The following is a 24,962-nucleotide window of genomic DNA, read 5'->3' as shown; positions in this document are numbered from 1 at the left end:
ACCCCAGCACCCGCCGCAACCGCGGGGGTTTCACACCCCCGCACCCCCGTGGGATATTTCCACTCAGAAGAAGACAGACCCTCTTCCCTTTCTGCTCGAAAATATCCCGGGGGTGCAGGGGGCAGCGCCCCCGCCGGCCTGACGGTCATCACCGGCGCGTGTCCGGGTCAGTCGCCTGACAGTTTCCGCGCCTGGTAGAGTGTCCATAGGTCGGGTCGGCGTTCCTCGGTCAGGGCCTCGGCCTCCTGGTGGCGCCAGGCGGCGATCTTGCCGTGGTGGCCGGACATCAGCACCTCGGGGATCTTGCGGCCTTCCCACTCGGCCGGCCGGGTATATTGCGGGTGTTCCAGAAGGCCGCTCGAATGGCTTTCCTCCTCGGCCGAGGCTTCGTTGCCCAGCACGCCGGGGCGGAGGCGGACGGCGGCGTCGATCATGGCCTGAGCCGCGATCTCGCCACCGGTGAGGACGAAATCGCCGAGGCTCACCTCCTCGACCGCGTAATGGTCGATCACCCGCTGATCGACGCCTTCGAAGCGGCCGCAGAGCAGGGTGACGCCCTCGGCCTCGGACCAGCGCCTTGCGATGTCCTGGGTGAAGGGCGTTCCGCGGGGGGAGAGGTAGACGACGGGCCAGCGGGTGCGGTCGACCGGGGTGCCGATCGAGGCCTCGGCCAGGGCTGCCCCCACCACGTCGGGGCGCAGCACCATGCCGGCGCCGCCGCCGGCGGGGGTGTCGTCGACGTTGCGGTGCTTGCCCTCGCCGAACTGGCGCAGGTCGATGGTTTCCAGCTGCCACAGCCCCGCATCCAGCGCCTTGCCGGTGAGCGAGAGGCCCAGCGTGCCGGGGAAGGCCTCGGGGAACAGCGTGACGATGCGGGCGGTCCAGGCGCCGTGCAGAGAGGGGCGCGACCGGATCAGTTCCTGCGGCTTCAGCGTGGGGCGGGCCTTGAGGCGGCCGTGGGATTTCGCGGGGACCACGACCGGGGCATCGCCCGGATCCTCGGCGGGGGCGAGGACGGGATCGGTGCCGGGGTCTGTGCCGGGGGCATCATCGGGCGGATCGGAAGGCGGCAGGGTCATGGCGGACCTCCGGGGGAAGGGAGGGCGGCGCCGGGTGGCGCCGTCCTGTCTCAGTCGATCAGCCCCTCGGGCGGGTCGGCGACGATGCGTCCGGCGGCGATGTCGACGGTGGGCACCGCGGCGCGGGTGAAGGGCAGCAGCAGCGGTTCCTTCAGCCCCGGCCCGTGGATCTCCAGCAGGTCCGAGGCGCCGTGGTTGTGCACCGCGCGGACGCGGCCGATCTCGGCCCCGCCAGTGTCGACCACCAGGAGGTTGATCAGGTCGGTGTGGTAGAATTCGTCATCGGGCAGCGACGGCAGGCGCGCGCGGTCGGCGTAAAGCTTGACCCCGCGCAGCGCATCCGCCGCCTCCTTGGACGAAACCCCGGTCAGTTCGGCGGCGAACCCGCCCTTGACCGCACGGGTCAGACGTATGTCGAAGCCGCGCCCTTCCTCGGTGTAGAGGGGGGCGTAATCGGCGATCGCCTCGGGGTCGGCGCAGAAGCTTTTCAGCCGCACCTCGCCCCGGACCCCGAAGGATCCGACGATCGCCCCGACGCAGATGCGGTCCGGTGCGGTCATGGCAGGCTCCGTTCAGGGGGTGGCCCCCACCCGGGTTGTGGGTGAGGGGGGCGCCCCGGTGGCCTTACTCTTCGGCGGGGGCTTCGGCGGCCGCGGCCTTCTCGGCGCGGGCGGCGGCGCGTTCCTGGGCTTTCTTGCCCGGGACGGCTTTCTTCATGTTGGCGCGGGTCGCCTTGGTGCGGACGCCGGCGGCCTCGAGGAAGCGGGCGACGCGGTCGGTCGGCTGCGCGCCCTGGTCAAGCCAGTGCTGCACGCGCTCCATGTTCATCTTCACGCGCTGTTCGCTGTCCTTGGCGACGAGCGGGTTGTAGGTGCCGAGCTTCTCGAGGAAGCGGCCGTCGCGCGGCATGCGCGAGTCGGTCGCGACGATCGCATAGAACGGACGTTTCTTGGAACCGCCGCGGGCGAGCCGGATCTTCATAGCCATGGTGTTTCTCCTGTCTGATGGCTGGGTGGCGGGCAGGGGGCCCGCCGATTTGGGGTTACTTCTGCAGTCTCTCGTGGTGCCTGATCACTTCGGAAATGATGAAGTTCAGGAATTTCCTGGCGAATTCGGGGTCGAGGTCGGCCTCGGTCGCCAGTCTTTCAAGCCGCTCGATCTGGCGCTCTTCGCGCGCCGGATCCGAGGGCGGCAGTTCGTGTTCGGCCTTCAGCCGGCCGACGCCCTGGGTATGCTTGAACCGCTCGGCCAGGGTGTAGACGAGGATCGCGTCAAGCCGGTCGATCGACTCGCGATGCTCGTGCAGGAGCGCCTGGGCGCGGGTGGCGTCGTCGGTCATGCGGGGCTCCTGTCGGGGGCGGGTTGGGTCAGGTCGCGGGTCAGATCATGGCGGATCACCACGTCGCCGGGGTCGACGCCGGGGATCGACGGGTCGATGGTTCCTCCGAGGCGTTTCCCGAGGGCGATCGAGCGGGCGTTGGCCGGCTCGATGATGTTGACGAGGCGGGGCCAGCCGAGCGCGTCGCGCGCCCAGTCGCGCACGGCTCGGGCGGCCTCGAAGGCGTAGCCCTTGCCCTCGGCCCCAGGCACCACGAACCAGCCGAGCTCCGGTTCGGGGAAGTGCGGCGGGTGATAGATCCCGACCTCGCCGATGTACGCGCCGGTTTCGGTCAGGTCGACGCCGAAGGGGCCGTAGCCCAGCAGCGCCCACTGCCCGGTGTCGGAGGCGAAGTTGCGCCAGGCTGCCCGCCGGTCGAGCGGCCCGCCCTCGTGGACCGAGCGGTCGGAGGCGAAGAAGGCGACCCAATGCCCGAAATCCTGAAGCCGCGGCATGCGCAGGGTCAGGCGCTCCGTGGTCAGGGTGGGGGCCGTCGTCAGGATGGGGGCCGGAGTCGGCATGGGGGCGCTGTGCTGCGTCATGCGGCCCCCTCCGGTCCGGCGTGACGATAGACGAGGAGGGATTCTTCGGGGTGCGGGGTGCGGGCGGCCGGGTCGAGCGTGGCGCCCAGCCGTTGGGCCAGCGCGATGGAACCCGCATTTTCCGGGTCGATGTAGCTGACGGCGGTGTTCCAGCCGAGCGTGCCGAAGGTGTGGCCCAGAACGGCGCGGGCGGCTTCGGCGGCGTATCCCTTGCCCTCGGCCTCGGGGGCGAAGATCATCCAGCCGACCTCGCGCTCGGGCCAGCCCTCTGGATACCAATTGCCGACGGCGCCAAGCGAGGCGCCGGTGGCGCGGTCTTCCAGGATGAACTGGCCGAAGCCGCGCAGGATCCAGTGCCCGACCCAATGGCCGAAGGCGCGCCAGGCGAGGCGGCGGTCGACCTCGGGCGGGCGCACGAACCGCGACCGGTCCGATGTCATGAACGCCTCGAATGCCGGCCAGTCGCGCATGTCGGGCGCGCGCAGGATCAGGCGTTCCGTCTCCAGAACGGGGGCGTCGGCAAGATGCGGGGTCATTCCGGCACCTCCGCGGGATGGCGATAGATCCGCGCCGTGCGGCCCGAGGGCGCGGTCCAGTCGTTTTCGTGCACGGCGCCCAGCCGGGTCGCCAGCGCGATCGACCGGTCGTTGGCCGGGTCGATGATCGAGATCAGCGGGGCAAGCCCGTAGATCTGCGCGGCATAGGTGCGGGCGGCAAGGGTGGCCTCGGTGGCGAGGCCGCGGCCCTCGAACCCGTCATAGAGGGTCCAGCCCAGCTCCGGCTCGGGCCAGCCCTCGGGAAACCACAGACCCGCGCGGCCGGCCAGCGCCCCGGATGCGCGGTCGACCAGCGTCCACATGCCATAGCCGCGCAACGCCCAGTGGCCGATCGCAGTGGCGAAGGCGCGCCAGGCTGCCGGGCGCTCCAGCGGGCCAGCGTTCATCGCGCTGCGGGGTGAGGCGTAGAACGCCGCGAAGGCGGGGAAATCGCCCGGCTCGGGGCCGCGCAGGATCAGCCGCTCGGTCTCGATCACCGGGGCGTTGGTGGCGCCGGCGCCGGTCGATTCATAGGTGGTCATGCCCGCAAAGGGGCCGCCGGGCCCCCGGGTGTCCGGTGCATCGGAAAAGCGCCTGCCGCGCGAGGAGATGCCCGTCCCGCCGGTCATTTCTTCTTGCCGAAGCCCCCCAGGCCGGACAGCCCGCCGGGCAGCTTCATTCCGCCCATGCCGGGCATTCCGCCCATGCCGCCGGCCTGGCCCTGCAGCGCCTTGGCCGCGGCCTTCATGTCCTCGGGGTTCATCTTGGACGGGTCCATGCCGGCCATGTCGGGCATGCCGCCTTTGCCCATCATGCCTTTCATCGCCTGCTTCAGAAGGCCCTTCTTGCCCATCATCTTCATCGCATCCGCCATCTTGCGGTGCATCTTGAGCAACTGGTTGAGGTCGGCGACCTCAAGCCCCGCCCCGGCGGCGATCCGGCGCTTGCGGCTGGCCTGCAGCAGGTCGGGGTTGGCCCGTTCCTTCTTGGTCATGGAATCGATCAGCGCGATCTGGCGGCGCAGCATCTTGTCGTCGAGCCCCGCGTCCGCCGCCTGCTGGCTGTATTTGCCCATGCCGGGCATCATGCCCATGATCGACTGCATCCCGCCCATCTTGATCATCTGGTCAAGCTGGCCGCGCAGGTCGTTCATGTTGAACAGACCCTTCTTGAAGCGCTTCATCGCGCGCTCCATCTGCTCGGCCTCAAGGGTTTCCTGCGCCTTTTCGACCAGCGCCACGATGTCGCCCATGCCGAGGATGCGGCCCGCGACGCGCTCCGGCTCGAAGGTCTCGAGGGCGTCCATCTTCTCGCCCAGACCGACGAAGCGGATCGGCTTGCCGGTGATCGCGCGCATGGAAAGCGCCGCGCCGCCGCGGCCGTCGCCGTCCATCCGTGTCAGCACCACGCCCGAGATCCCGACCTTGCCGTCGAACTCGGTCGCGACGTTCACCGCGTCCTGACCGGTCAGGCCATCGACCACCAGCAGGGTCTCGCGCGGGTTGGCGACGTCGCGAACGGCCTGCACCTCGTCCATCAGCACTTCGTCGATGTGCAGGCGGCCGGCGGTGTCCAGCATGTAGACGTCATAGCCGCCAAGGCTGGCCTGCTGCTTGGCGCGCTTGGCGATCTGTACCGCGCTCTCGCCCTTGACGATCGGCAGGGTGTCGACGCCGATCTGGGTGCCCAGGATCGCCAGCTGCTCCATCGCCGCCGGGCGGTTGGTGTCGAGCGAGGCCATCAGCACCCGCTTGCCCTGCCGGTCCTTCAGGCGCTTGGCAAGCTTGGCGGTGGTGGTGGTCTTGCCCGAGCCCTGAAGACCGACCATCAGCACCGGCGCGGGCGCGTTGTCGATCTTGAGCGCGCCGGGGTCTTCCTCGCCGCGCAGCACGTCGATCAGCGCGTCGTGGACGATCTTGACGACCTGCTGGCCAGGGGTGACCGACTTGGTCACCGCCTGGCCGGTCGCCTGCTTTTCGACCTTCTTCACGAAATCCCGGGCGACGGGCAGCGAGACGTCGGCCTCAAGCAGCGCGACGCGCACCTCGCGCATCGCGGTGCGAACGTCATCTTCGGACAGCGCGCCCTGCTTGGTCAGCCGGTCGAAGACGCCGCCAAGACGTTCTGAAAGATTCTCGAACATGCGCGGTCTCCTTCGACCAGTTACATCCCATGCGCCCCATGTAGGAGGGCGCGGCCCAAACGCCAATCGCACCCGTGGGCGCAACGCGCTGACGGATGGCGATCCCTGCCCACGACAAGGGACCGGAAGCATGGCGACTCCCGGAATTGGCTGCGGCATTACGCGTGCGGGGGGAGAGAGTCAAGCGTGACGGGCTTTGAGAGCCCCGGGCCGGGCCCGACCCTCCCCCCGGGAGGGTGCATTGAGACGTCACCGCGCGAATGAACGTCGGAGGGGCTTGGAGCGATAAAGTGCAGGCCACCGGTGCAGCGCAGGCGCCCACCCAAGGCAGGGCGCTGCCCTCCGCGCAAAAGAAAAACGGCGCCCCGAGGGACGCCGTCTCATTTAGTCCGGCGCGAACGCTCAGGCGGCGAGGCCCGAGATCTGCTCTTCTGCGCGGGCGATCGCTTCGGCCTCGCCCATCGCCACGCCCTCGGCCGAGACGAAGGTCACGTCGGTCAGGCCCATGAAGCCCAGCACCTGCTTGAGGTAGCCCGAGGCGAAGTCGTAATCCGAGCCCAGCGGCACGCCGCCCGAGGCGTAGGCGACGAACACGCGCTTGGCCGGCACCAGGCCTTCGGGCCCGCTGTCGGTGTAGCGGAAGGTCTCGCCCACGCGGCACACCATGTCGATCCAGGTCTTCAGCGGGCCGGTGACCCCGAAGTTGTAGACCGGCAGGCCGATCACGACCGCATCGGCGGCCTTCAGCTCGGCGATCAGCTCGTCCGACAGGGCCAGCGCGGCGTTCTGTTCGTCGCTGCGCTTGTCCGCGGGGGTGTAGGCCGCGCCGATCCAGGCGCCGTCGATCAGCGGGATCGTGGTGGTGTCGCGGATGCTGACACCGTCGCCCAGCTTCTCGGTCAGCGCGGCGGTCAGGCGGCGGGTGACCGAGGCGTCACCCTTGATGGAGGAATCGATACGGAGGATGTTCGGCATGGGAGGTTCCTGTCGGTTGCGCGTTTCTGCATCTGCAAATTCTGCGGGTGTCGCCAATATCGGCCTTGCATCAGCGAACTCAACGCGAGAAATTGCAGGTAATTTGTTCGGGAATGCACAGAATGCCTTTCGACAACTGGGATGAGATCCGTACAGCCTACCAGGTGGCCCGTGTGGGCACGGTTTCGGGGGCCGCCGAAGTGCTGGGCGTGCACCATGCCACGGTGATCCGCCATATCGACGCGCTCGAGGCCAAGCTGGGCACCAAGCTGTTCCAGCGCCACCCGCGTGGCTACACGCCTACCGAGGCGGGCCAGCAACTTCTGTCCGTCGGCAAGGCGACCGAGGACCAGTTCGCGCAGCTGGCCTCGCGCATCACCGGCGCGGGCGAAGAGGTGACAGGGGAGCTGGTGGTCACCTCGCTGCCGGGGCTGGCGACGCTGGCGATCGCCGCGATGAAGATCGTGCTGCAGCAGCATCCGGGCCTCAGGCTGCGGTTCCTCACCGACCAGCGGGTGTTCCGGCTGGAATACGGCGAGGCGCATGTGGCGATCCGCGGCGGAACCCGGCCGACGGAACCCGACAACGTGGTGCAGTCGCTGGGCCAGCAGCGCAGCGCGCTTTACGCCAGCCACGATTACCTGGCGGCTTTCGGGACGCCGAAGGACCAGAGCGAGTTCGCCGGCCATCGTTTCATCGGCTCCGAGAACCGCGACAGCCGGGCGCCGTACCTTCTCTGGCTGGCCGCACATGTGCCCGAGGAACAGGTCGTGATGCGCGCCAACGGTTACGAATCGCGCTACATGGCCCTGGTGGAGGGGTTGGGCATGGGATTCCTGCCCACCCGGCAGGCCGAGGCCGACCCGCGGCTGGTTCAGGTGATGCCCCCGCGCGAGGAGTGGATGGGGGAATTGTGGCTGGTCACCCATGTCGACCTGCACCGCACCACCAAGGTCCAGACCTTCGTCGCCGCGCTTAAGGAAGCCGCACGCAACTGCCCGGCGGAGATCTGAGGGGCCCGGGCTCCCGCGCCCCCGCCCGGCCGTCGCTTGCGCGGGAGGCGTGTTCGCGTATTTTGGGAACAATGAAAGGAAGGGCGTTTCCTCTTTCATTGTTCCCTGAAATACGCAAATCCCGCCCTTGCCACCCGCGCCGGGCCAAAGCATTCTCGCACCCGAGCCGGGGGCGATGGCGTCGCTCCGGGGGAGGGTGCCGCATCGCCGGCGCGCCCCGCGGCTTGGCGGTGCCATGGGGTGTCGCCCGCGTCCTGCACGCCGGGACCTTTCGGGGCCCGGGTCGATGCCTGTACCCCCAGTGACGAGGTCTGACATGACGGAACGTCCCGCCTTCTACCGCTGTGCCAATGGCGACAAGGCCATTCTGCCCTTCGTGCCCGATGAATACGACGAGCGCCTCGCCGGGCTGCGCGACCTGATGGAGCTGCATTCCCTCGACGCCGTGGTGCTGACGTCGATGCACAACATCGCCTATTATGCCGGCTTTCTCTATTGCAGCTTCGGGCGGCCCTATGCCTGCGTGGTGACGCCGTCCGACTGCGTCACGATCAGCGCGGGCATCGACGCGGGCCAGCCGTGGCGGCGATCACATGGCGAGAGCCTGACCTACACCGATTGGGCGCGCGACAATTTCTGGCGCGCGGTCGCGCATGTGGCCGGAACGGGCCGCGCCTTCGGTTTCGAGGCAGATCACCTGACGCTCATGCAGTCGGAGAAGATCAACACCTTCCTTAAGCCTGCCCGCGGCATGGATATCTCTTCCGCCACGATGCAGCAGCGCATGATCAAGTCGCCGGCCGAGATCGACCTGATCCGTGCGGGCGCGGCGGTGGCCGACGTGGGCGGCGCGGCGATCCGGGCCGCGATCCGCGAGGGCGCGCGCGAGATCGACATCGCCATGGCCGGGCGCGACGCGATGGAGCTGGAGATCGCCGCGCGCTTTCCCGAGGCCGAGTACCGCGACACCTGGGTCTGGTTCCAGTCGGGGATGAACACCGACGGCGCGCACAACCCGGTCACCGCGCGGGCGTTGAAGCGGGGCGATATCCTCAGCCTCAACACCTTTCCGATGATCTCGGGCTACTACACCGCGCTGGAACGCACGCTGTTTCTCGGGGAGCCCGATGCGGCCTCGCTCAAGGTGTGGGAGGCGAACGTGGCGGCGCATGAGTACGGGATGAGCCTGCTGAAGCCGGGTGCGCGCTGCGACGAGGTGGCGCTGAAGATCAACGATTTCCTGGCGGAGCGGAACCTTCTGCAATATCGCACCTTCGGGTACGGCCATTCCTTCGGCGTGCTCAGCCATTATTACGGGCGTGAGGCGGGGCTGGAACTGCGCGAGGATATCGACACGGTGCTGGAGCCGGGGATGGTGATCTCGATGGAGCCGATGCTGACCCTGCCCGAGGGCCAGCCGGGCGCGGGCGGCTACCGGGAGCACGACATCCTGGTGATCGGCGAGGAGGGAGCCGAGAACATCACCGGTTTTCCCTACGGTCCGGAAAACAACATTGTCGCCTGACATGGCAGCGCTCTGATCAGCGTTCATCCGCCGCGAGGGAACCGCAGGGAACCCTCGCGGCACTTCTGGCGTTGCAGCCAAGGCGCGTCCCGCCGTAAATAGCGCGGAACGCCCTTGACGCTGGACAGGTAACATGGCGCAGATGCCCCCGCTTCGCCACGCGGGAGAGCCACCGCGCCCACTAGGAAGAGCCGTAGAAAGGACCTCCCGGATGACCTTCGACAAACCGACCGACGCGGTCACCCGCCGTCACACGCTGCGCGTGCTGGGCGCGCTTTGCGTCACGGGGTCCGTCGCGGCCTGTGCCGGGCAGCCGGATGACGTGAACAAGGCCGCGACCGATCCGACGGCCGCGCCCGTGCAGCCGCCCTCGGCCGCGACGATCGCGCGCTACCAGACGATCCAGGACAACGGCTACACCATCGACGCGGTGGACCCGGGCTACCTCACCGGGTCGAACCCGCGCACGCTGGTCTATTACAACGGGCCGGAGCCGGTGGGGAACATCGTGATCGACCCCTACGCGCGCCGCCTCTACCTCGTGCTCGACGGTGGCGTGGCCATCCGCTACGGCTGCGCCGTGGGCAAGGAAGGCAAGACCTTCTCGGGCAACGGGGTGATCCAGCGCAAGGCCGAGTGGCCGCACTGGCGCCCGACCGCCAGCATGATCAAGAACGAGCCGGACAAGTATGGCGATTACGCCGAGGGCGTCGATGGCGGCCCCGAGAACCCGCTGGGCGCGCGCGCGCTCTACCTCTACCGCAACGGGCGCGACACCTATTACCGGATCCACGGCACCAACAACCCCTCGACCATCGGTCGGGCGACCTCGGCGGGCTGTATCCGGCTGTTCGACCAGGACATCATCGACCTCTATTCCCGCGTTCCGCTGGGCACCAAGGTGCACGTGCGCACGCCCGAGGAATCTGCGCAGATGGTGGGGCCGCTGCAACCCGGCTTCATGGGCTATGTCGTCCCGGTCCACGACCCGGACCAAGTGATCACCGGCCCCCAGGCCGACCGGATCCTCGACAATTCGTCGACCGCGACCGATGCCGCCGTCGCCTCGACCGATCCGTCCGAGGGTGGCGGGCTGAGCCCGATCCCGCCGAGGAAGCAGGCGATCTGAGGAAGCAGGCGATCTGAGGCACGCCCTCTGCAAGGATCAGGGGCCACCGGGAAATCGGCGGCCCCTTTTTCATATCGGGGGCAGGTGGAGCACGGGCGGGCAGGCGGGGGCGCGGGGCGCCCAGACGCCCCACTCGGGGTCAATCCTTCCAGTAGACCGCGGTCATGTCATTGGCCTGGGTGGGAGAGTTCTTCCATAGGCCCACGATCCCCGCATCGGCAACCGTCAGCCGCGGCAGCTGGAACAGCCAGGCGTTGACGTAATCCTTGGCAATGATCGTCTGCGCCTCCTTCAGCATCGCATCGCGCCTAGTCTTGTCGGTTGCGACGGTCAGCTGCTTCATCAGGTCCTGGAACTTGGGGTTGTCGTAGCCGAAGTAATAGTCGGGCCTGGCGTAGATGTTGATGTCGTTCGGTTCGGTGTGGCTGACGATGGTCAGGTCGAAATCGTGCCCCTTGAATACCTGGGAGAGCCATTGCGCCCATTCCATGTTGGTGATCTCGACGTCGATCCCCACCGCCTTCAGCTCGGCCTGGATGATCTGGCCCGAGCGCCGCGCATAGGAGGGCGGCGGCAGCGCGAGGCGCAGCTTGAGGCCGGTCACCCCGGCTTCGTCCAGCAGCTTCTTCGACAGGGCGGGGTCATAGTTCGACAGCCCCGTGAGGTCGACGTAATCCGGGCTGAAGGGCGGGAAATGGGTGCCGATCGCCGTGCCATAACCGAACATCGCCCCCTCGATCAGGTCCTTGCGGTTGATCGCATGGGCGATCGCCTCGCGCACCTTCAGCTTCGACAGGGCGGGGGTGCGGTGGTTCATCGCCAGGATCGTCTCGCCCTGGGTCTCACCGATGATTACCTGGAACCGCGGATCCGACTTGAACTGCGCCAGCGTCTCGGGCGCCGGATAGCCCGGGAAGACGTTGATGTCGCCCGACATCATCGCGGCGAAGGCGGCTGTCGGGTCCGAGATGAACTTGAACGTCACGCCGTGCAGCTTCGGCTTTTCGCCCCAATAGCCGGGATAGGCCGCAAGGTCGATCTTGTCGCCCTTCACCCAGTCCTTGAACATGAACGGCCCGGTGCCGACGGGATGCGTCGCCTCGTCCTTGATCGACGCCTCCGAGACGATCTGGGCATCGCCCCAGGCCATGTTCGCGGCGAAGGCGCCCACCGGTTCGCTCAGCGTGATCTTCACGGTCTCGGGGTCGACCACGGCGACATCTGAGATCTGGGCAAAGAGCGGCTTCTGAGCGTTGGTCGACTCCTTCGCGCGGGCGCGGTCGAGGCTGAACTTCACGTCCTTGGCCGAGAATGGCGTGCCGTCCTGGAAGGTGACGCCCTTGCGCAGGTGGAAGGTCCAGACCTTGCCGCCGTCGGCCACGTCCCAGCTGGTGGCGAGGTCGGGTTCGACCTGTCCCTCGGGGCCGAAGCGGGTCAGGCCCTGGAACACGTTGGCATAGGTCACCTCGTCCGTCGCGGCGGCGGCGCCCGAGGTCGGGTCGAGACCCGGCGGTTCCAGCTGCATGCCGATGACGATGCTGTCCTTCGCGGCAAGCGCCGGTGCGGCCGAGATCAGCAGCACGGCCGCAGCCAGCCTGAGACGGTTGAACATTCCGATCCTCCTGTCCTGCGCCCGGGCGATCCCCGGGGCGCGGGACCGGACACCTCGCCGCATGTTCCACGCCCCGCGCCCGCCGATCAAGAGAGCGGGTGAGCGTATCTTCACCGACGCGCGATATTGTCGGCAGGTGACGGCGACAGATGGTGGCCCCGCCGCGCCGGCCCGCGCTACAAGGCGCGCCGAGGCAGACAGAATCCGGGGCGGAAGGAGAACGAGATGACCGCGCAGCAACAGCCGGGGCAGATCACGCCCGGCGCGATTCGCGCCCGCAAGGGCCGGGAGCCCCTGGTCTGCCTCACGGCATGGACCACACCGCTGGCCCGGCTCGCCGATGCCGCCTGCGACATGGTCGTGGTCAGCGATGGGTTGGGGCCGGGCCTGCACGGGCTGGCCTCGCCGCGCGAGGTGACGCCCGAGCTGATGGCGCTGCACGGCCGTGCGGTCGCCCGGGGCCTCGCCCGGGCGCTCCTGGTCGTCGACCTGCCGTTCGGCAGCTACGAGGCCGGCCCATCCCGCGCCTTCGAGACCGCCGCCGGGTTGATGGCGGCGACCCGCGCGGGCGCGGTACGGCTTTCGGGGGGCCTCGCGATGGCCGAGACGATCGCCTTCCTCACGGCGCGCGGCATTCCGGTGCTGGCCCATGTCGGCCCCCCGGCTTGTGCCACCCACGGCGCCCCCGCCGGGGCGGTGCCGCTGAACGGCCTCGGGCCCGATGCCGAACGGGTCGCGGGCGACGCGCTGGCGGTCGCGACGGCGGGGGCCTTCGCCGTGGTCCTCGAGCGCATGGCCGCCCCCCTTGCCGCAGCGATCCGCGACGAGCTGGAGATCCCGACGATCGGCCTCGGCGCGGGGGCGGCCTGCGACGGCCAGCTGCTCGACACCACCGATCTGCTGGGCATGACGGGCCGCGCCATGCCGACCCACGCCCGGCGCTACGCCGAGGTCGACGCGGCCGCCGCGGGGGCCTTCGCGGCCTACGCCGCAGATGTCCGCGCGGGCCGCTTCCCCGGTGCGGACCAGACCCCGGACTGACCGCCGGTTGCCCCCGACGGATCCTGCGGAGCGCCGGAGGCGCAAGACTTTCCTTTCGATGGGGGCGCTGCCCCCAAACCCCCGGGATATTTGCGCTCAGAAGAAGAAGGGCGCCGCCGCAGACCGGGGCCGGTGTTTCTTCTGAGGAGAAATATCCCGGGGGAGGCGCCCCTTGCCCCCTTCAGGGCGAGGGGCGGCGGGGGCAGTGCCCCCCGAAGAACAGGCGTGCGAAGCGCCTCTGGATCAGTGCGCCTCGGCCCAGTTGCGGCCGGTGCCAGCGTCCACCGTCAACGGCACGTCGAGTTTCACCGCGGGATCCGAGGCGCCCTCCATCACCGTCCTGACCTTCGCGATCGTGTCGTCGATCGCGCCGTTCTCGACTTCGAACAGCAGTTCGTCGTGGACCTGCAGCAGCATCTTCGCGGGCAGCCCCTCGATTGCGGCGGGCATGCGCACCATGGCGCGGCGGATCACGTCGGCCGCGGCGCCCTGGATCGGGGCGTTGATCGCCGCGCGGCGGGCAAAGCCCGCATGCGGGCCCTTGGCGTTGATCTCGGGCGTGTGGATGCGGCGGCCGAACAACGTTTCGACGTAGCCGTGTTCCTTGGCGAAGGCGACGGTGGCGTCCATGTAGGCCTTGATGCCCGGGAAGCGTTCGAAGTAGCGGTCGATGAAGCCCTGCGCCTCGGCCCGTGGAATGCGCAGGTTGCGGGCGAGGCCGAAGCCCGAGATGCCGTAGATCACGCCGAAGTTGATCGCCTTGGCCTGCCGGCGGATCATCGGGTCCATCCCCTCGATAGGGACGTTGAACATCTCGGACGCCGTCATCGCGTGGATGTCGAGGCCGTCGCGGAAGGCCTGTTTCATCTCCTTCAGATCCGCCACATGGGCGAGGATCCGCAGTTCGATCTGGGAATAGTCGAGGCTCACCAGCGTGCTCCCCTCCGGCGCGATGAAGGCCTCGCGGATGCGGCGGCCTTCCTCGGTGCGGACGGGGATGTTCTGCAGGTTCGGGTCGGTCGAGGCGAGGCGCCCGGTGTTGGCGCCGGTCTGGACGTAGGAGGTATGGACCCGGCCCATCTCGTCGATATGGGTCTGGAGCGCGTCGGTGTAGGTCGATTTCAGTTTCGACACCTGGCGCCAGTCCAGCACGCGGGCCGGCAGGTCGTGGCCCTCGGCCGCCAGGTCCTCCAGCACGTCGGCGCCGGTCGCGTAGGCTCCCGCCTTGCCCTTCTTGCCGCCTTCGAGGCCCATCTTGTCAAAGAGGATCTCACCTAGCTGCTTGGGCGAGCCCACGTTGAATTTCTCGCCCGCCAGTTCGTGGATCTCGTCCTCCAACTGCGCCATCTTCTGGGCGAAGGCGTTCGACATGCGCGACAGCGTCTCGCGGTCGACGCGGACGCCTGTCATCTCCATCCCTGCCAGCACCGGGACAAGGGGGCGTTCCAGCGTTTCGTAGACCGTGGTCACCCGGGCCTGATGCAGCCGCGGCTTGAACAGGTGCCAGAGACGCAGCGTGACGTCGGCATCCTCGGCGGCATATTTTACGGCATCCGAGATCGGCACCCGGTCGAAGGTGATCTGGGACTTGCCCGACCCCAGCAGCGACTTGATCGGGATCGGCTGGTGGTTCAGGTAGCGTTCGGACAGCACGTCCATGCCGTGGTTGTGCAGGCCGGAATGCAGCGCGTAGGACATCAGCATCGTGTCGTCGATCGGGGCGACGCGGATGCCGTTCCGGGCAAAGATCTTGGTGTCGTACTTGGCGTTCTGGAAGATCTTGAGGACCGCGTCGTCTTCCAGCACCGGTTTCAGCGCGGCCAGCACCTCGGCCAGCGGCATCTGCCCCTCGGCCAGCGCATCCGAGGCGAAGAGGTCGTCGCCGCCATCGCCCGCCCGGTGCCCCACGGGGATGTAGCAGGCGCGGCCCGGCTCCACCGACAGGCAGATGCCGACCAGCTCCGCCTGCATCTCGTCGAGGCTGGTGGTTTCCGTGTCCACCGCGACGTAGCCGCGCTCGCGGATCGCGGAGATCCATTCGGCAAGCGCCGCTGGCTCGGTGACGCATTCGTAGCTCTCGGGGGCGATCGCGGGCCAGTCGGGGGCGGCCTTCGCGCTTTCCTCGCCGGCGGCGGGGGCGTCGTCGATCTCGGGCGCGGTTGCGTCGAGCTTGTCGGCCACGCGCTTGGTGAGCGTGCGGAACTCCATCCTGGCGAGGAACTCCAGCAGGTCCTCGGCCACCGGATCCTTCACTTCGAGATCGTCGAGCGTGACGCCATCCATCGGCGTCTCGCGGCACAGCTCCACAAGGCGGCGCGAGGTGCGGATCTGTTCGGCATTGTCGATCAGGGTCTGGCGGCGCTTGGGCTGCTTGATCTCCTCGGCGCGTTCGAGAAGGGTTTCCAGATCGCCATATTCGTTGATCAGAAGGGCCGCGGTCTTGATGCCGATGCCCGGCGCGCCGGGGATGTTGTCGACGCTATCGCCCGCAAGCGCCTGCACGTCGACCACGCGGTCGGGTTTCACCCCGAATTTCTCCTGCACCTCCTCCACGCCGATGCGCTTGGCCTTCATCGCGTCGAACATCTCGATGCCGCCGCCCACCAGCTGCATCAGGTCCTTGTCCGACGAGATGATGGTGACGGAGCCGCCGGCCGCGTCGGCCTGCGTGGCCAGGGTGGCGATGATGTCGTCGGCCTCGTAATCCTGGCGCTCGATGCAGGCGATGTTGAAGGCGCGGGTGGCCTCGCGCGTGAGCGGGAACTGGGGTTTCAGATCCTCGGGCAGCTCGGGGCGGTTGGCCTTGTAGAGGTCGTAGATCTCGTTGCGGAAGGTCTTGGACGAATAGTCGAAGATCACCGCGGCATGGGTCGGCGCGTCGGATCCGTTCCACCCCTCGACATACTTGAACAGCATGTTGCAGAACCCCGCGACGGCGCCGATAGGCAGGCCGTCGGACTTGCGGGTGAGGGGCGGAAGCGCGTGGTAGGCGCGGAAGATGAAGGCCGAGCCGTCGATCAGGTGCAGGTGGTGGCCCTTGCCGAATGCCATGGCGCTCTCCCTATGCCGCGAAGGCTCTTCGTCGCGCTTGCCGCGCGCTCATCGTGGGTCCCCGCAACAGGGGCCGGAGCGGGCGATGCGCCCTATTCCTCGGCTTCGGCGCTGTCGGCGAGCCTGTCCTTGTAGCTCTCGTCGACCGAGTCGCGAAAGCTTTCGTGGATGTAGCGCTTGTCGCAATAGCCGCATTCGACCCAGCCGCGTTCATGCGGGATGGTCAGCCAGACCCTCGGATGGCCGAGCGCGCCGTTGCCGCCATCGCAGGCGACCTTCCAGGCGGATACGTATTCGGTCTCGGGGACTTGCGTGGTCATCGGCGTTCTCCGTCAGGCACCAAGGGGCACACCTTGGGGGATAGGGCCGGCAGAGGAGGGCGTCAAGGGCGGGGGCGCTCGACCCTCCGGTCGCAGCGACGGTGCCTCACCTGTCCGCGGCCGGGCGTTCGCCCAACGACTGGAAGAAGCGCAGAAGGTAGCCGTCGGGATCGGCGACGAGGAACTGGCGGTTGCCCAGTTCGATATCGTTCCGGCGATACCACCGGTCCTCGGGCGGCAGGAAAAGCGGATGCCCCGCGGCCTTCAGCGCGGCAAGGAACGGGGCGATCGCAGGTACCTCGATCTGAAGGTTCATGCCGCGGCCGAAGGGGGCGTCGGGCGGGACGAGGACGAAGTCGCGGCCAGCGCCCATCTGGTCGATCATCAACTCCGCCGTACCGAGGCAGAGAAAGCAGAACCCTTCCTCCGGCCGCTCGTAGCGGCAGTCGAACCCCAGCACGTCCACGTAGAATGCGCGCGAGGCCCGCCAGTCGGTGACGCCCAGCTCGGGGACGAGGGCGGGCCTCATGCCCCGGCCGGGGTGGCGGTGCCCTCGGTGGTCAGCTCGGCGATCAGGTCCGCGCTGTCGATCAGCGTGGCGAAATCGGCGGCCAGATGGGCCATGGTGACGTCGAAGATGACCCGGGCCGAGAGGTCGTGCAGGCCGAAGCCCAGCACCGCGTCGGGCACCACGCGCATCGCCAGCCCGAGGTCGCAGCCGGCCCGCACGCTGGAGTTGACACAGAACCCCGCCACCGCGCCGGTGACGGCAAGCCCGGTGATGCCGGCCGCCGCGAGGTGCTGCGCGAGGTCGGTCGAGGCAAAGGCCGAGGAGGTCGTCTTGTCAAATACCGCCTCGCCCGGGGCGGCCTCGGCGCAGGGCATCGGCGGGTAGCCCGCGCCGCCGGGGCGCATGGGAGAGGCCGGGTCGGCCTCGCGGTGGCGGATGTGGATCACCGGGCGCCCGGACTGCCGGAAGGCGCGGGCCAGCGCGTCGATCCGGCCGGAGGCGTCGGGGTTGACGCAGTCGTAGCCCGCGTCGATGCGGTGCTGCATCTCTGCCTGCATGTCGATGATCAGAAGTGCCTCGGTCATGCTGTCGCTCCTTGTCCCGGGCACCGCCCGGCTATTTCGCCGCGATGTCCTGGTATTCGGCGGCCGCCACCATCTTCGGCAGGCGGATGATGAACTCCGTCCCGTCCTCGTCCGAGCGCACGAGTTCCAGCCGCCCGCCATGGCCGCGGATCAGCTCGGCCGAGATCGCGAGGCCGAGGCCGATGCCCCCCTTGCGCGCGTTGCCCTGGAACGGGGTGAAGAGGTGTTCCTTGGCCTTCGGCGGCAGGCCCGGCCCGGTGTCGCCCGCCTTGATCCACCAGCAGGTTTCGTCCTCGCCGCCGCCGATCTCGATCTCGCCGGGCTTGCCGGTGGCGATGATCGCCTGCCGCGCGTTGCGCACGAGGTTCGACAGCACGCGGTAAAGCTGTTCGGTATCGGCGCGGATCATCAGGCCGGGCGGCACGTCCTCGAGGAAGGTCACCGGCGCGCCGTCGCAGGCCAGCGTCTCGCTTTCGATCACGTCGCCCACCAGCGTCTTGAGCGGAAAGCGCGTCAGCGTGGGCGGCGGCTCCTCGGCCTTGCCGAAGGCCAGCGTCCCCTCGCACAGGTTCACCGCCCGCCCGATGGAGCCGATCAGCTTGGGCGCCGCGCGGGCGACTGCGGGATCTTCGGAATTCTCCATCCGGTCGGCAAAAAGCTGGGCGGTGGTCAGGATGTTGCGCAGGTCGTGGCTGACCTTGGCCACCGCGCCGCCCAGCTGCGCCAGACGCTCCTTCTGCCTCAGCGCGCCGGTCAACTGCTTCTGCAGCGACTTCAACGCCTCCTCGGCCTCGCGCAGTTCCATGATCGAGGCCGAGGGGTCGATCACCCGCCGCGCATCCTCCGGCGCCTCGGCGTAATCGGACATGTGATGGACGAGCTTGCGGATCGGGCCGACCATCAGCCTTTGCACGGCGAAGAACAGCAGAAGCGCCGTCATCACCGAGATCACCGCCGACAGCGCGAATATGCGGATGCCGTAATCGATCATCGCCTTGCGCATCGGCGCGCTTTCCAGAGTCACCTCGATCTGCTGGCCCGCGTCCTGTGTCGGGTTGCCGATCACGCGGATCACCCGGTTGTGCGGGTCGAAGAATTCCGACAGCGCGTCGCGGATCAGGTCGAACGTGGTATCGGTGCGCAGGTCGTAGGTGGTGTAGATCGGCTGCGGAATGGGCGAGGACAGCACCAGCTGCCGCACCGCGTTGCGCCGCAGCACGACGTTCAGGACGCCCGCGTTGGTCAGAAGCTCCTTCTCCAGCTGGGCCGAGACCATGCCGTTGTTGGCCAGCGTCGCCAGCGAGGCGATCTGTGCCCGTTCGAGGCGCAACAGCAGGTAATCCTCGCGGAAGCGCGAGATCGAGGGCACGAAGATCAACACCTCGGCCAGAAGCACGAAGACCGTGGTCAGGATCAGGAACCGACCGGACAGGGTGTTGAGGAACTTACGCACGCCGAAGGGGCCTCAGGGCAGGGACTGGATCACGCGGACCCAGCGTCTGAGCCAAGCATTATCAAACACGCGTGGGGAAAAATAGGCACCCGCGGCGCTCTTGGATACCTCCGAAAGTGTAGGGTAGGGCAGGATCGTGGACGGCAGCGCGGTCAATTTCCTGCGTGTCGCAAGGGCAAGCGACCACAGGCCGATCATCTCGCCCGCGCCGGGGGCGCAGATCCCCACGCCGACCGGCCGGCCCTTGCGCAGGACCAGCTTCAGCGCGCCGCCGGTCAGGCCTTCGGTCCGGGCGCGGTCGTTCCCGGCAAGCGGGGTCAGGATTGTCTCGATGCCGGTGGGCCATTTCGCGCGGGCCTGGGCCTCGGTCAGGCCGACCTGGGCAAGCTCGGGGTCGGTATAGGTCACCCGCGGGACATGGTCGTGGCGCAGCCGCGCGGGCAGGCCCAGCAGCGCCGCGCGCACCACGAGGCCCGCGTGATAGCCCGCGAGGTGGGTGAACTGCCCCAATCCGGCCACATCCCCCACGGCAAAGATCCGGCGGTTCGTGCTGCGCAGGCGCGCGTCGACGCGGACCGCGCCATCCGGGCCGGTCTCGACCCCGGCGCGTTCAAGGCCAAGCCCCGCGGTCGCGGGCCTGCGCCCGGCCGCGATCAAAAGCCTGTCCGCCGTGATCGTGGCGTTTTCCGTTTCCACCGCGATTTCCCCGTTTGCCTGTCGAACCGCCCGCACGGGCGTGTTCTCGCGGATCTCCACGCCCTCAGCGCGCAATCTGGACAGAACGAACGAGGCGAGTTCCGGTTCCTCGCGCGAAAGTGCTTGGCCCGCCTCGAGGACCGTGACCCGCGCGCCCAGGCGGCGGAACGCCTGCGCCATCTCCAGGCCCAGCGGTCCCCCGCCGAGGACCGCCAGGTGCCCGGGGAGGGTGTCGAGGGACCAGAGCGTCTCGTTCGTCAGGTGTGGCGTGTCGGCAAGGCCGGGGATGTCGGGCAGGACGGGGCGCGCGCCGGTGGCCACCACGAACCGGCGTGCGGTGACCTCCTGCCCCCCGGCCTCGATCCGGTCGCGGCCGATGAAGCGGGCATGGGCGCGGATCACCGTGACCCCGAGGCCCTCGAACCGTTCCTGGCTGTCGTGCGGGGCGATCGCCGCGACGGTGGCGCGGACATGGGCCATCACGGCGGCGAAGTCGGTCTCGGGTGCCGCGCCCCTGGTGCCCAGGCCGCCGCTCCGCACCGCCTCGGCACGGGACGCGGCGGCGATCAGCGCCTTCGAGGGCACGCAGCCCGCGTTCAGGCAATCGCCGCCCATCTCGCCCGCCTCGACCAGCACGACGCGGGCCCCCATCTGCGCCGCCCCCGCCGCGACCGACAGCCCGCCCGACCCGGCACCGATGACACAGAGATCCGCCCTCATGCCCGGCGCCTCACCAGCACCGGCAGGAACGAGAGCGCGGCAAGGGCCAGTAGCGGCAGGAGGAACCGCGGCTCCAGAATCACCCCGAGGTCCGGCGTCTCGCCCCGGGCGAAGAGCATGCCCAGCCCGGCGCCCAGCCAGGTGTAGATAAGCGCGCCCGGCACGATTCCCAGCGCGGTCGTCAGGGCAAAGCGGCCAAGGCCGACCCCCAGCAGCGCGGGCAGGAGATTGGCCAGCGCGAAGGGCACGACCGGCACCAACCGTATCAGGAAGAGGAACGACCATTCGTTGCGCCGCAGCCCGTCACGAAACCGACGCGTCGCGCCGCCGGACTGGTCGAGCCTGCGTGCGATATCGGTGCCGATGCCCGCCCGCGCGGCGAGGAAGATCGCCGTGGCACCAAGGGTCGCCGCGGTCACGTTGAGAACCACGCCGGGAAAGACCCCGAACAGGAACCCGCCGGTCAGCGTGGCCACCAGCGCCCCGGGCAGCGAAAGCGCCACGAGCAGCGCGTAGGCCGCGACGAAGGCCAGCGCGGCCAGCGGGTAGTGTGCATCGCGGTATGCCAGCAGCCGGTCCTGGTTGCGCGCCAGCGCCGAAAGGCTCAGCGCGTCGCGCAAGAACAGCGCACCGGCAAGCGCGGCCAGCACGATCACCACGATCGGCAGGCGCCGGAGCAGGCGGGAGGTCGCGGGCGGCATGGAGGCGTGGTCCTTCGGCGTTCGCGCGCAGGATGATCCGAAACGGCGCCGTGCGAAAGGGGGCGACCTTCCGAACCTTTCCCGCGCCGCAGGGAAAAGCGACCGCCTCCACCTTCTTCTGAGCGAAAATATCCCGGGGGGTGCAGGGGGCAGCGCCCCCGCCGCCGACCTCGCCATCCCGCGCGACCGCCGGACAGCGCGCCACTCCAGCTTCCAGGGGGGGGGCAGATGTCCGGCCGTCAGCCCGCCGCGGGCCGGTAGGCCGCGTAGCCGCGCTGCTTGACGATGTGGTCGGCAACATAGCCCGCGTCGAACCAGACCCCCCAGATGAACGAGGATCCCCGGCGGGTCTGCCACGGCAGGCCGAGGTAGTAGATCCCCGGCTCGGCCGAGACGCCGCGGTTGTGGCGCGGCGCGCCGTCGGCGTCGGTCGCGCCGGCGGGAAGCCAGCCGTAGTCGCGGCTGTAGCCGGTGGCCCAGAGGATGGTGCCGATGCCCGCCCCCGCGAGGTCGAGCGACAGGATCGGCTCCTCGGCGCAGGTGGGCATCGGGCCAAGCTCGTGCGCCTCGGGTTCCGGCGGCAGGTCGAGGCCGTTCTGCGCGACATGGGCGTCGGCCTCGCGCAGGAGCCCGAGGTAGGAGGCGTCGCCGCGGGCGATGTTGCGGGCAAGGTCGGGGGCGAAACGCAGGGCGCCCTCGCCATAGCTCTCGGTCCGTCCGACAAGGATCATGCCGCGCGCGGCAAGATCGCGGAAGTCGATGGTGCGTCCGCCATGGGCGCCGCTGACCGCGATGGTGACGTGGTCGGCGCCCGGGGTGGCCTCCATGTCCCATTTGTTCAGCACGCCGAGCCACCAGACGAAATCGCGACCACGATAGCGCCGGGGCGGCCGGTCGTGCGGGCCGACCGAGAGGTAGACCCGGCGGCCGGCCGACAGCAGCTCTTCGGCGATCTGCACGCCGGAGGAGCCGGCTCCGACCACCAGCACCGCCCCTTCGGGCAATTGACCGGGGTTGCGGTACTCGGCGGAATGGATCTGGATCGGGGTGGTGGATCCGGCGGCCCCCGGTGGCACCAGTGGCGGGATCACCGGGGTCTGGAAGGCACCGGTCGCGGCGACGACGGCGCCGGCCTCCACCGTGCCGGCCGAGGTTTCGCACAGGAAACCGGGGCGGCCTTCGAGGCTCCGGACTTGGGTGACCTCCACCCCGGTGCGCACGGGGGCCGAGATCTCGGTTGCGAAGGCCTCCATGTAATCCGCGACTTCGTCCTTTCCGGGGAAGCCGTCGGGATCGCCGGGGAAGGTCTTGTCGGGGAAGCGGTCATGCCAGGCGGGGCCGTTCGCGACCAGCGAATCCCAGCGCCCGGTCCGCCAGCTTTCCGCGATCCGCGCCCGTTCCAGCACAAGGTGTGGTACGCCCGCGCGGGCGAGGTGCGCGCTCATGGCGAGGCCGGCCTGGCCTGCGCCGACCACCAGCACGTCGGTTCTTTCTGCGGACATTTCGAGCATCCCCCGTGAGCTGATCCTGCGCCGTGACGTCCGGGCGCGGCGGCCCTGCCGCGGTTCGGCCCCGGCATCCTGTCAGCGGGGCGCGGGAAGGGAAAGGGGGCGCAGGCGGATGCGGGCCAAGACGGGCCCGCAGATGGGGCGAAACAGGCGCATGTGTCGGGCGCGGCTTATCGGACGCGGCGTATCGGGCGGGGTGTGTCAGGCGGGGTGTGTCAGGCGGCGCGCAGGGTCGCGGTGCGGCGCCGGTTCCATGCCCGCTGGATCAGGATGCGCAGCCCTTCGATGGCGGTCGCGACGGCACTGAAGGCCGAGAGGGTTCCGCCCGGGCCGCCCTGACGCCCCGACAGCGCGGTGACCGAGGCCTCCACCCGGGCGCGGCGCTTGCGCAGGTCGGCCAGGGTCTCCGCCCATTCGGTCTTCATCGTGTCCTGACGGCCGAGGATCTCGGCCAGCGTCTTGCGGAATGCCCCCTCGCGCCCGCCGCCATAGGCGAAGATGTCCAGCAACTCGCCGATCGCGCGTTCGATGCGTTCCGCCAGGGCGGAAATGTCGATGAGGTCCTGCTCGATCCCCACGGCCCGGCGCCGCTGCGGCGATGCCTGTGCCGGCAGATGGGCGCGCTTGGCGTGGCGCTGGTGGATGAGGTGGGCGAACTGGACGTCGGCCAGCGCGGTGCGCACCCGCCATTCCCAGGCCGCGATGCGGATGCCCAGATCGGAATCGGGATCGGGAAGCTCGCGCCGCTGGCTCGTCGTGCCCGCCGCGCTCAGGTTCCGCGACTCGGTGCGGATCTCGGCCTCGACCGACAGGAGGATCCTTTGCTGGCGCAGGAATTGCATCGTTCACCTCGATCCGGCTCCGGGAGGGGGCGCCGGTTTCAGCCCCAAGTGCGCCAGCGTAGGGCAGAAGCCGTTTTCCGACAATAGGGTTAGCCGGCCGGTCGGCGGGGCAGGGCCCCCGACGGGATCTGCCCTGCGGAACAGGTGCGGCCATGGTTAACCTTGCAGCAAGAATCGGCTGAGATGATCCGTCCCGGCTGCCCTGCCGGTGGGCGCGGGAACGCGGGAGAATGACGCATGAAGGACGGCCTGCACGGCCCGGATCGCGGCGAGGCCCCCGCGGCGGTCGGCCTTCCTCTTCCCGGGCGGACGGCTGCGGCCCCGCGGCCGGCCAGTGGCGAGGCGCCCTTCGCGCTGGACGAGATCTTCTATTCCCGGACGGATCCGCGCGGCGTGATCCGGTCAGGCAACGACGTCTTCCAGCGGGTGGCCGAGTATCCGTGGGACAGGCTGGTCGGGGCGCCCCACAAGGTGGTGCGCCATCCCGACATGCCGCGCGGTGTGTTTCACCTGCTGTGGCAGACCATCGGCCAGGGCCGTCCGATCGGCGCCTACGTAAAGAACCGCGCGGCGGACGGGCTGCACTACTGGGTGTTCGCCGGGATCACGCCGATCGAGGGCGGCTTCCTCTCGGTCCGGATCAAGCCGAGCGCGCCGCTCTTCACCACCATCCAGGCGGAATATGCGGCGCTCCGCGCGGCCGAGGGCGACCGGGAGAGAGCGCCCGAGGACAGCGCGGCAGATCTGCTGGAACGGCTTCGGGCGCTGGGATTTCCCAGCTACGAGGCCTTCATGGCCCGCGCCCTGTCCGACGAGATCGCCAGCCGCGACGCGGCGCTGGGCCGTCCGCGCGACGAGATGCTGCCTTCGGCGTGGCGCATCGCCGAGGAATTGTCGCGGATCGAGGCGGAGATCGCCGCGCTGGTCGACGGATTCCGCACGGTACGGCTGATGCCCACCAACATGCGCATCGCCGCCTCGCGGCTGGAGCCCGCCGGCGGGCCGATCACCGCCATCTCCGAGAATTACCGGCTGATGGCAGCCGAGGTGACAGACAGCCTTGCCGGCTTCACCCGGGAGGGGCGCCCGCTGGCGCAGGTCTGGCGCGGCATGGTGGAGCAGGCGGCGTTTCGCCATGGGCTGGCCCGGTTGCAGGAGGAATGCGTGGGCCAGACCGAGATGACGGAGGGCGAAATCGGCGGGGGCGCCTTCGACGAGGCGGTCGAAACCGGGCTGCTGACCCGCCAGATGCTGGACGACCGGGCCCGGGCGCACCAGGCGATCGGCGAGGTGATCGAGGCGGTGGGGGCGTTGCCGCGGCTCTGCTCCGGCCTCCGGCGCCAGATCGTGGGCCTCGACGCGGTGCGCCGGTCGTGCAGGGTGGAAAACTCGTGGCTGGTGGGGCGCGGCGGCGGGCTTGCCTCGATCATCGAGAAGCTGGACGCCTTCCACGGCGACACCGAGGGGCGGCTTGACCGCATCACCGAACACGCGAACGAGATCGGCGCGCGGCTGCGCACCCTGCGGCGCCGGTCGGACGATGGCTGAGGCGCCGTCGCGGGTACGCGCAGGAAGGCGCGCTCAGGGCTGGGTCCGGCGGCCG

Annotated in this window: 24 protein-coding genes; 5 read left to right on the top strand and 19 right to left on the bottom strand. The window is 69.2% G+C overall.

Annotated elements, in window-relative coordinates; all coding sequences use genetic code 11:
* Window positions 1-167: 167 nt before the first annotated feature.
* The 9 genes from trmD to CVV76_RS19230 all read right to left on the bottom strand — a co-directional run bounded on the left by trmD (window position 168) and on the right by CVV76_RS19230 (window position 6,653).
* On the bottom strand, window positions 168-1,079 hold the full coding sequence (gene trmD / locus CVV76_RS19270) for a tRNA (guanosine(37)-N1)-methyltransferase TrmD (protein ID WP_102226318.1): 912 nt from the start codon (window positions 1,077-1,079) through the stop codon (window positions 168-170).
* A 50-nt stretch (window positions 1,080-1,129) separates the two neighbouring features.
* Window positions 1,130-1,639, bottom strand: coding sequence for a ribosome maturation factor RimM (gene rimM, locus CVV76_RS19265; protein ID WP_102226317.1), 510 nt, complete (start codon window positions 1,637-1,639; stop codon window positions 1,130-1,132).
* A 64-nt stretch (window positions 1,640-1,703) separates the two neighbouring features.
* On the bottom strand, window positions 1,704-2,066 hold the full coding sequence (gene rpsP, locus CVV76_RS19260; protein ID WP_102226316.1) for a 30S ribosomal protein S16: 363 nt from the start codon (window positions 2,064-2,066) through the stop codon (window positions 1,704-1,706).
* Window positions 2,067-2,121: 55 nt separating this feature from the next.
* The gene (locus CVV76_RS19255; protein ID WP_102226315.1) at window positions 2,122-2,418 is read right to left on the bottom strand and encodes a chorismate mutase; all 297 of its coding nucleotides are present in this window, start codon (window positions 2,416-2,418) and stop codon (window positions 2,122-2,124) included.
* Complete coding sequence (locus CVV76_RS19250) at window positions 2,415-2,999, bottom strand: GNAT family N-acetyltransferase (protein ID WP_233193028.1); 585 nt, start codon at window positions 2,997-2,999, stop codon at window positions 2,415-2,417. Before CVV76_RS19250 ends, CVV76_RS19255 begins: the two co-directional genes overlap by 4 nt.
* On the bottom strand, window positions 2,996-3,535 hold the full coding sequence (locus CVV76_RS19245; protein ID WP_102226314.1) for a GNAT family N-acetyltransferase: 540 nt from the start codon (window positions 3,533-3,535) through the stop codon (window positions 2,996-2,998). The genes CVV76_RS19250 and CVV76_RS19245 overlap by 4 nt, the downstream gene beginning before the upstream one ends.
* The gene (locus CVV76_RS19240; RefSeq protein WP_233193027.1) at window positions 3,532-4,164 is read right to left on the bottom strand and encodes a GNAT family N-acetyltransferase; all 633 of its coding nucleotides are present in this window, start codon (window positions 4,162-4,164) and stop codon (window positions 3,532-3,534) included. Before CVV76_RS19240 ends, CVV76_RS19245 begins: the two co-directional genes overlap by 4 nt.
* Window positions 4,161-5,678 (bottom strand): signal recognition particle protein, encoded by a 1,518-nt coding sequence (gene ffh, locus CVV76_RS19235; RefSeq protein ID WP_102226313.1) that lies wholly within the window; start codon window positions 5,676-5,678, stop codon window positions 4,161-4,163. Before ffh ends, CVV76_RS19240 begins: the two co-directional genes overlap by 4 nt.
* A 402-nt stretch (window positions 5,679-6,080) precedes the next feature.
* The gene (locus CVV76_RS19230) at window positions 6,081-6,653 is read right to left on the bottom strand and encodes an FMN-dependent NADH-azoreductase (RefSeq protein WP_102226312.1); all 573 of its coding nucleotides are present in this window, start codon (window positions 6,651-6,653) and stop codon (window positions 6,081-6,083) included.
* A gap of 122 nt (window positions 6,654-6,775) precedes the next feature.
* On the opposite strand from CVV76_RS19230, the gene CVV76_RS19225 reads away from it, so the two are divergent.
* The 3 genes from CVV76_RS19225 (at window position 6,776) to CVV76_RS19215 (ending at window position 10,320) form a co-directional block, all read left to right on the top strand.
* Complete coding sequence (locus CVV76_RS19225) at window positions 6,776-7,666, top strand: LysR family transcriptional regulator (RefSeq protein WP_102226311.1); 891 nt, start codon at window positions 6,776-6,778, stop codon at window positions 7,664-7,666.
* Window positions 7,667-7,982: 316 nt separating this feature from the next.
* A complete protein-coding gene (locus CVV76_RS19220) occupies window positions 7,983-9,191 on the top strand; it encodes a M24 family metallopeptidase (RefSeq protein WP_102226310.1) in 1,209 nt (402 codons plus the stop codon).
* Window positions 9,192-9,402: 211 nt separating this feature from the next.
* Entirely contained in the window at window positions 9,403-10,320 is a 918-nt protein-coding gene (locus CVV76_RS19215) for a L,D-transpeptidase (protein ID WP_102226309.1), read from the top strand.
* Window positions 10,321-10,459: 139 nt separating this feature from the next.
* Here CVV76_RS19215 and CVV76_RS19210 read toward each other — a convergent pair whose 3' ends face one another.
* Window positions 10,460-11,932, bottom strand: a complete 1,473-nt coding sequence (locus CVV76_RS19210; RefSeq protein WP_102226308.1) for an ABC transporter substrate-binding protein — start codon at window positions 11,930-11,932, stop codon at window positions 10,460-10,462.
* A gap of 225 nt (window positions 11,933-12,157) precedes the next feature.
* Here CVV76_RS19210 and CVV76_RS19205 point away from each other — a divergent pair, with 225 nt between their 5' ends.
* On the top strand, window positions 12,158-12,973 hold the full coding sequence (locus CVV76_RS19205; RefSeq protein WP_102226307.1) for a 3-methyl-2-oxobutanoate hydroxymethyltransferase: 816 nt from the start codon (window positions 12,158-12,160) through the stop codon (window positions 12,971-12,973).
* Window positions 12,974-13,216: 243 nt separating this feature from the next.
* On the opposite strand, the gene polA is transcribed toward CVV76_RS19205, so the two are convergent.
* The 9 genes from polA to CVV76_RS19160 form a co-directional block, all read right to left on the bottom strand.
* Window positions 13,217-16,024: a DNA polymerase I gene (gene polA, locus CVV76_RS19200; protein ID WP_102226306.1), complete on the bottom strand. Its 2,808-nt coding sequence runs from the start codon at window positions 16,022-16,024 to the stop codon at window positions 13,217-13,219.
* Window positions 16,025-16,116: 92 nt separating this feature from the next.
* Window positions 16,117-16,344 carry a zinc-finger domain-containing protein gene (locus tag CVV76_RS19195; RefSeq protein ID WP_102226305.1) on the bottom strand — a complete coding sequence of 76 codons (228 nt, stop codon included), beginning with the start codon at window positions 16,342-16,344 and terminating at the stop codon, window positions 16,117-16,119.
* Between the two features lie 106 nt (window positions 16,345-16,450).
* The gene (locus CVV76_RS19190; protein WP_102226304.1) at window positions 16,451-16,873 is read right to left on the bottom strand and encodes a bleomycin resistance protein; all 423 of its coding nucleotides are present in this window, start codon (window positions 16,871-16,873) and stop codon (window positions 16,451-16,453) included.
* Complete coding sequence (locus CVV76_RS19185) at window positions 16,870-17,439, bottom strand: isochorismatase family protein (protein ID WP_102226303.1); 570 nt, start codon at window positions 17,437-17,439, stop codon at window positions 16,870-16,872. The genes CVV76_RS19190 and CVV76_RS19185 overlap by 4 nt, the downstream gene beginning before the upstream one ends.
* 31 nt (window positions 17,440-17,470) lie before the next feature.
* Window positions 17,471-18,892 carry a sensor histidine kinase gene (locus tag CVV76_RS19180; RefSeq protein WP_102226302.1) on the bottom strand — a complete coding sequence of 474 codons (1,422 nt, stop codon included), beginning with the start codon at window positions 18,890-18,892 and terminating at the stop codon, window positions 17,471-17,473.
* A gap of 12 nt (window positions 18,893-18,904) precedes the next feature.
* A complete protein-coding gene (locus CVV76_RS19175; protein ID WP_102226301.1) occupies window positions 18,905-20,308 on the bottom strand; it encodes a dihydrolipoyl dehydrogenase family protein in 1,404 nt (467 codons plus the stop codon).
* Window positions 20,305-21,009, bottom strand: coding sequence for a TVP38/TMEM64 family protein (locus CVV76_RS19170; RefSeq protein ID WP_102226300.1), 705 nt, complete (start codon window positions 21,007-21,009; stop codon window positions 20,305-20,307). Before CVV76_RS19170 ends, CVV76_RS19175 begins: the two co-directional genes overlap by 4 nt.
* A 239-nt stretch (window positions 21,010-21,248) precedes the next feature.
* Window positions 21,249-22,511, bottom strand: a complete 1,263-nt coding sequence (locus CVV76_RS19165; RefSeq protein WP_102226325.1) for a flavin-containing monooxygenase — start codon at window positions 22,509-22,511, stop codon at window positions 21,249-21,251.
* 221 nt (window positions 22,512-22,732) lie between these two features.
* Window positions 22,733-23,359, bottom strand: coding sequence for a hypothetical protein (locus tag CVV76_RS19160; RefSeq protein ID WP_102226299.1), 627 nt, complete (start codon window positions 23,357-23,359; stop codon window positions 22,733-22,735).
* A 237-nt stretch (window positions 23,360-23,596) separates the two neighbouring features.
* On the opposite strand from CVV76_RS19160, the gene CVV76_RS19155 reads away from it, so the two are divergent.
* On the top strand, window positions 23,597-24,907 hold the full coding sequence (locus CVV76_RS19155) for a PAS domain-containing protein (protein ID WP_102226298.1): 1,311 nt from the start codon (window positions 23,597-23,599) through the stop codon (window positions 24,905-24,907).
* The last annotated feature ends 55 nt before the right edge of the window (window positions 24,908-24,962 follow it).

Origin of the sequence: Acidimangrovimonas sediminis, from assembly GCF_002871005.1 — a bacterium.
In the GTDB taxonomy this organism is placed as follows: Bacteria; Pseudomonadota; Alphaproteobacteria; order Rhodobacterales; family Rhodobacteraceae; genus Acidimangrovimonas; species Acidimangrovimonas sediminis.
The sequence above is the reverse complement of the archived record's forward strand: the minus strand, read 5'-3'. Positions and strand labels throughout refer to the sequence as shown.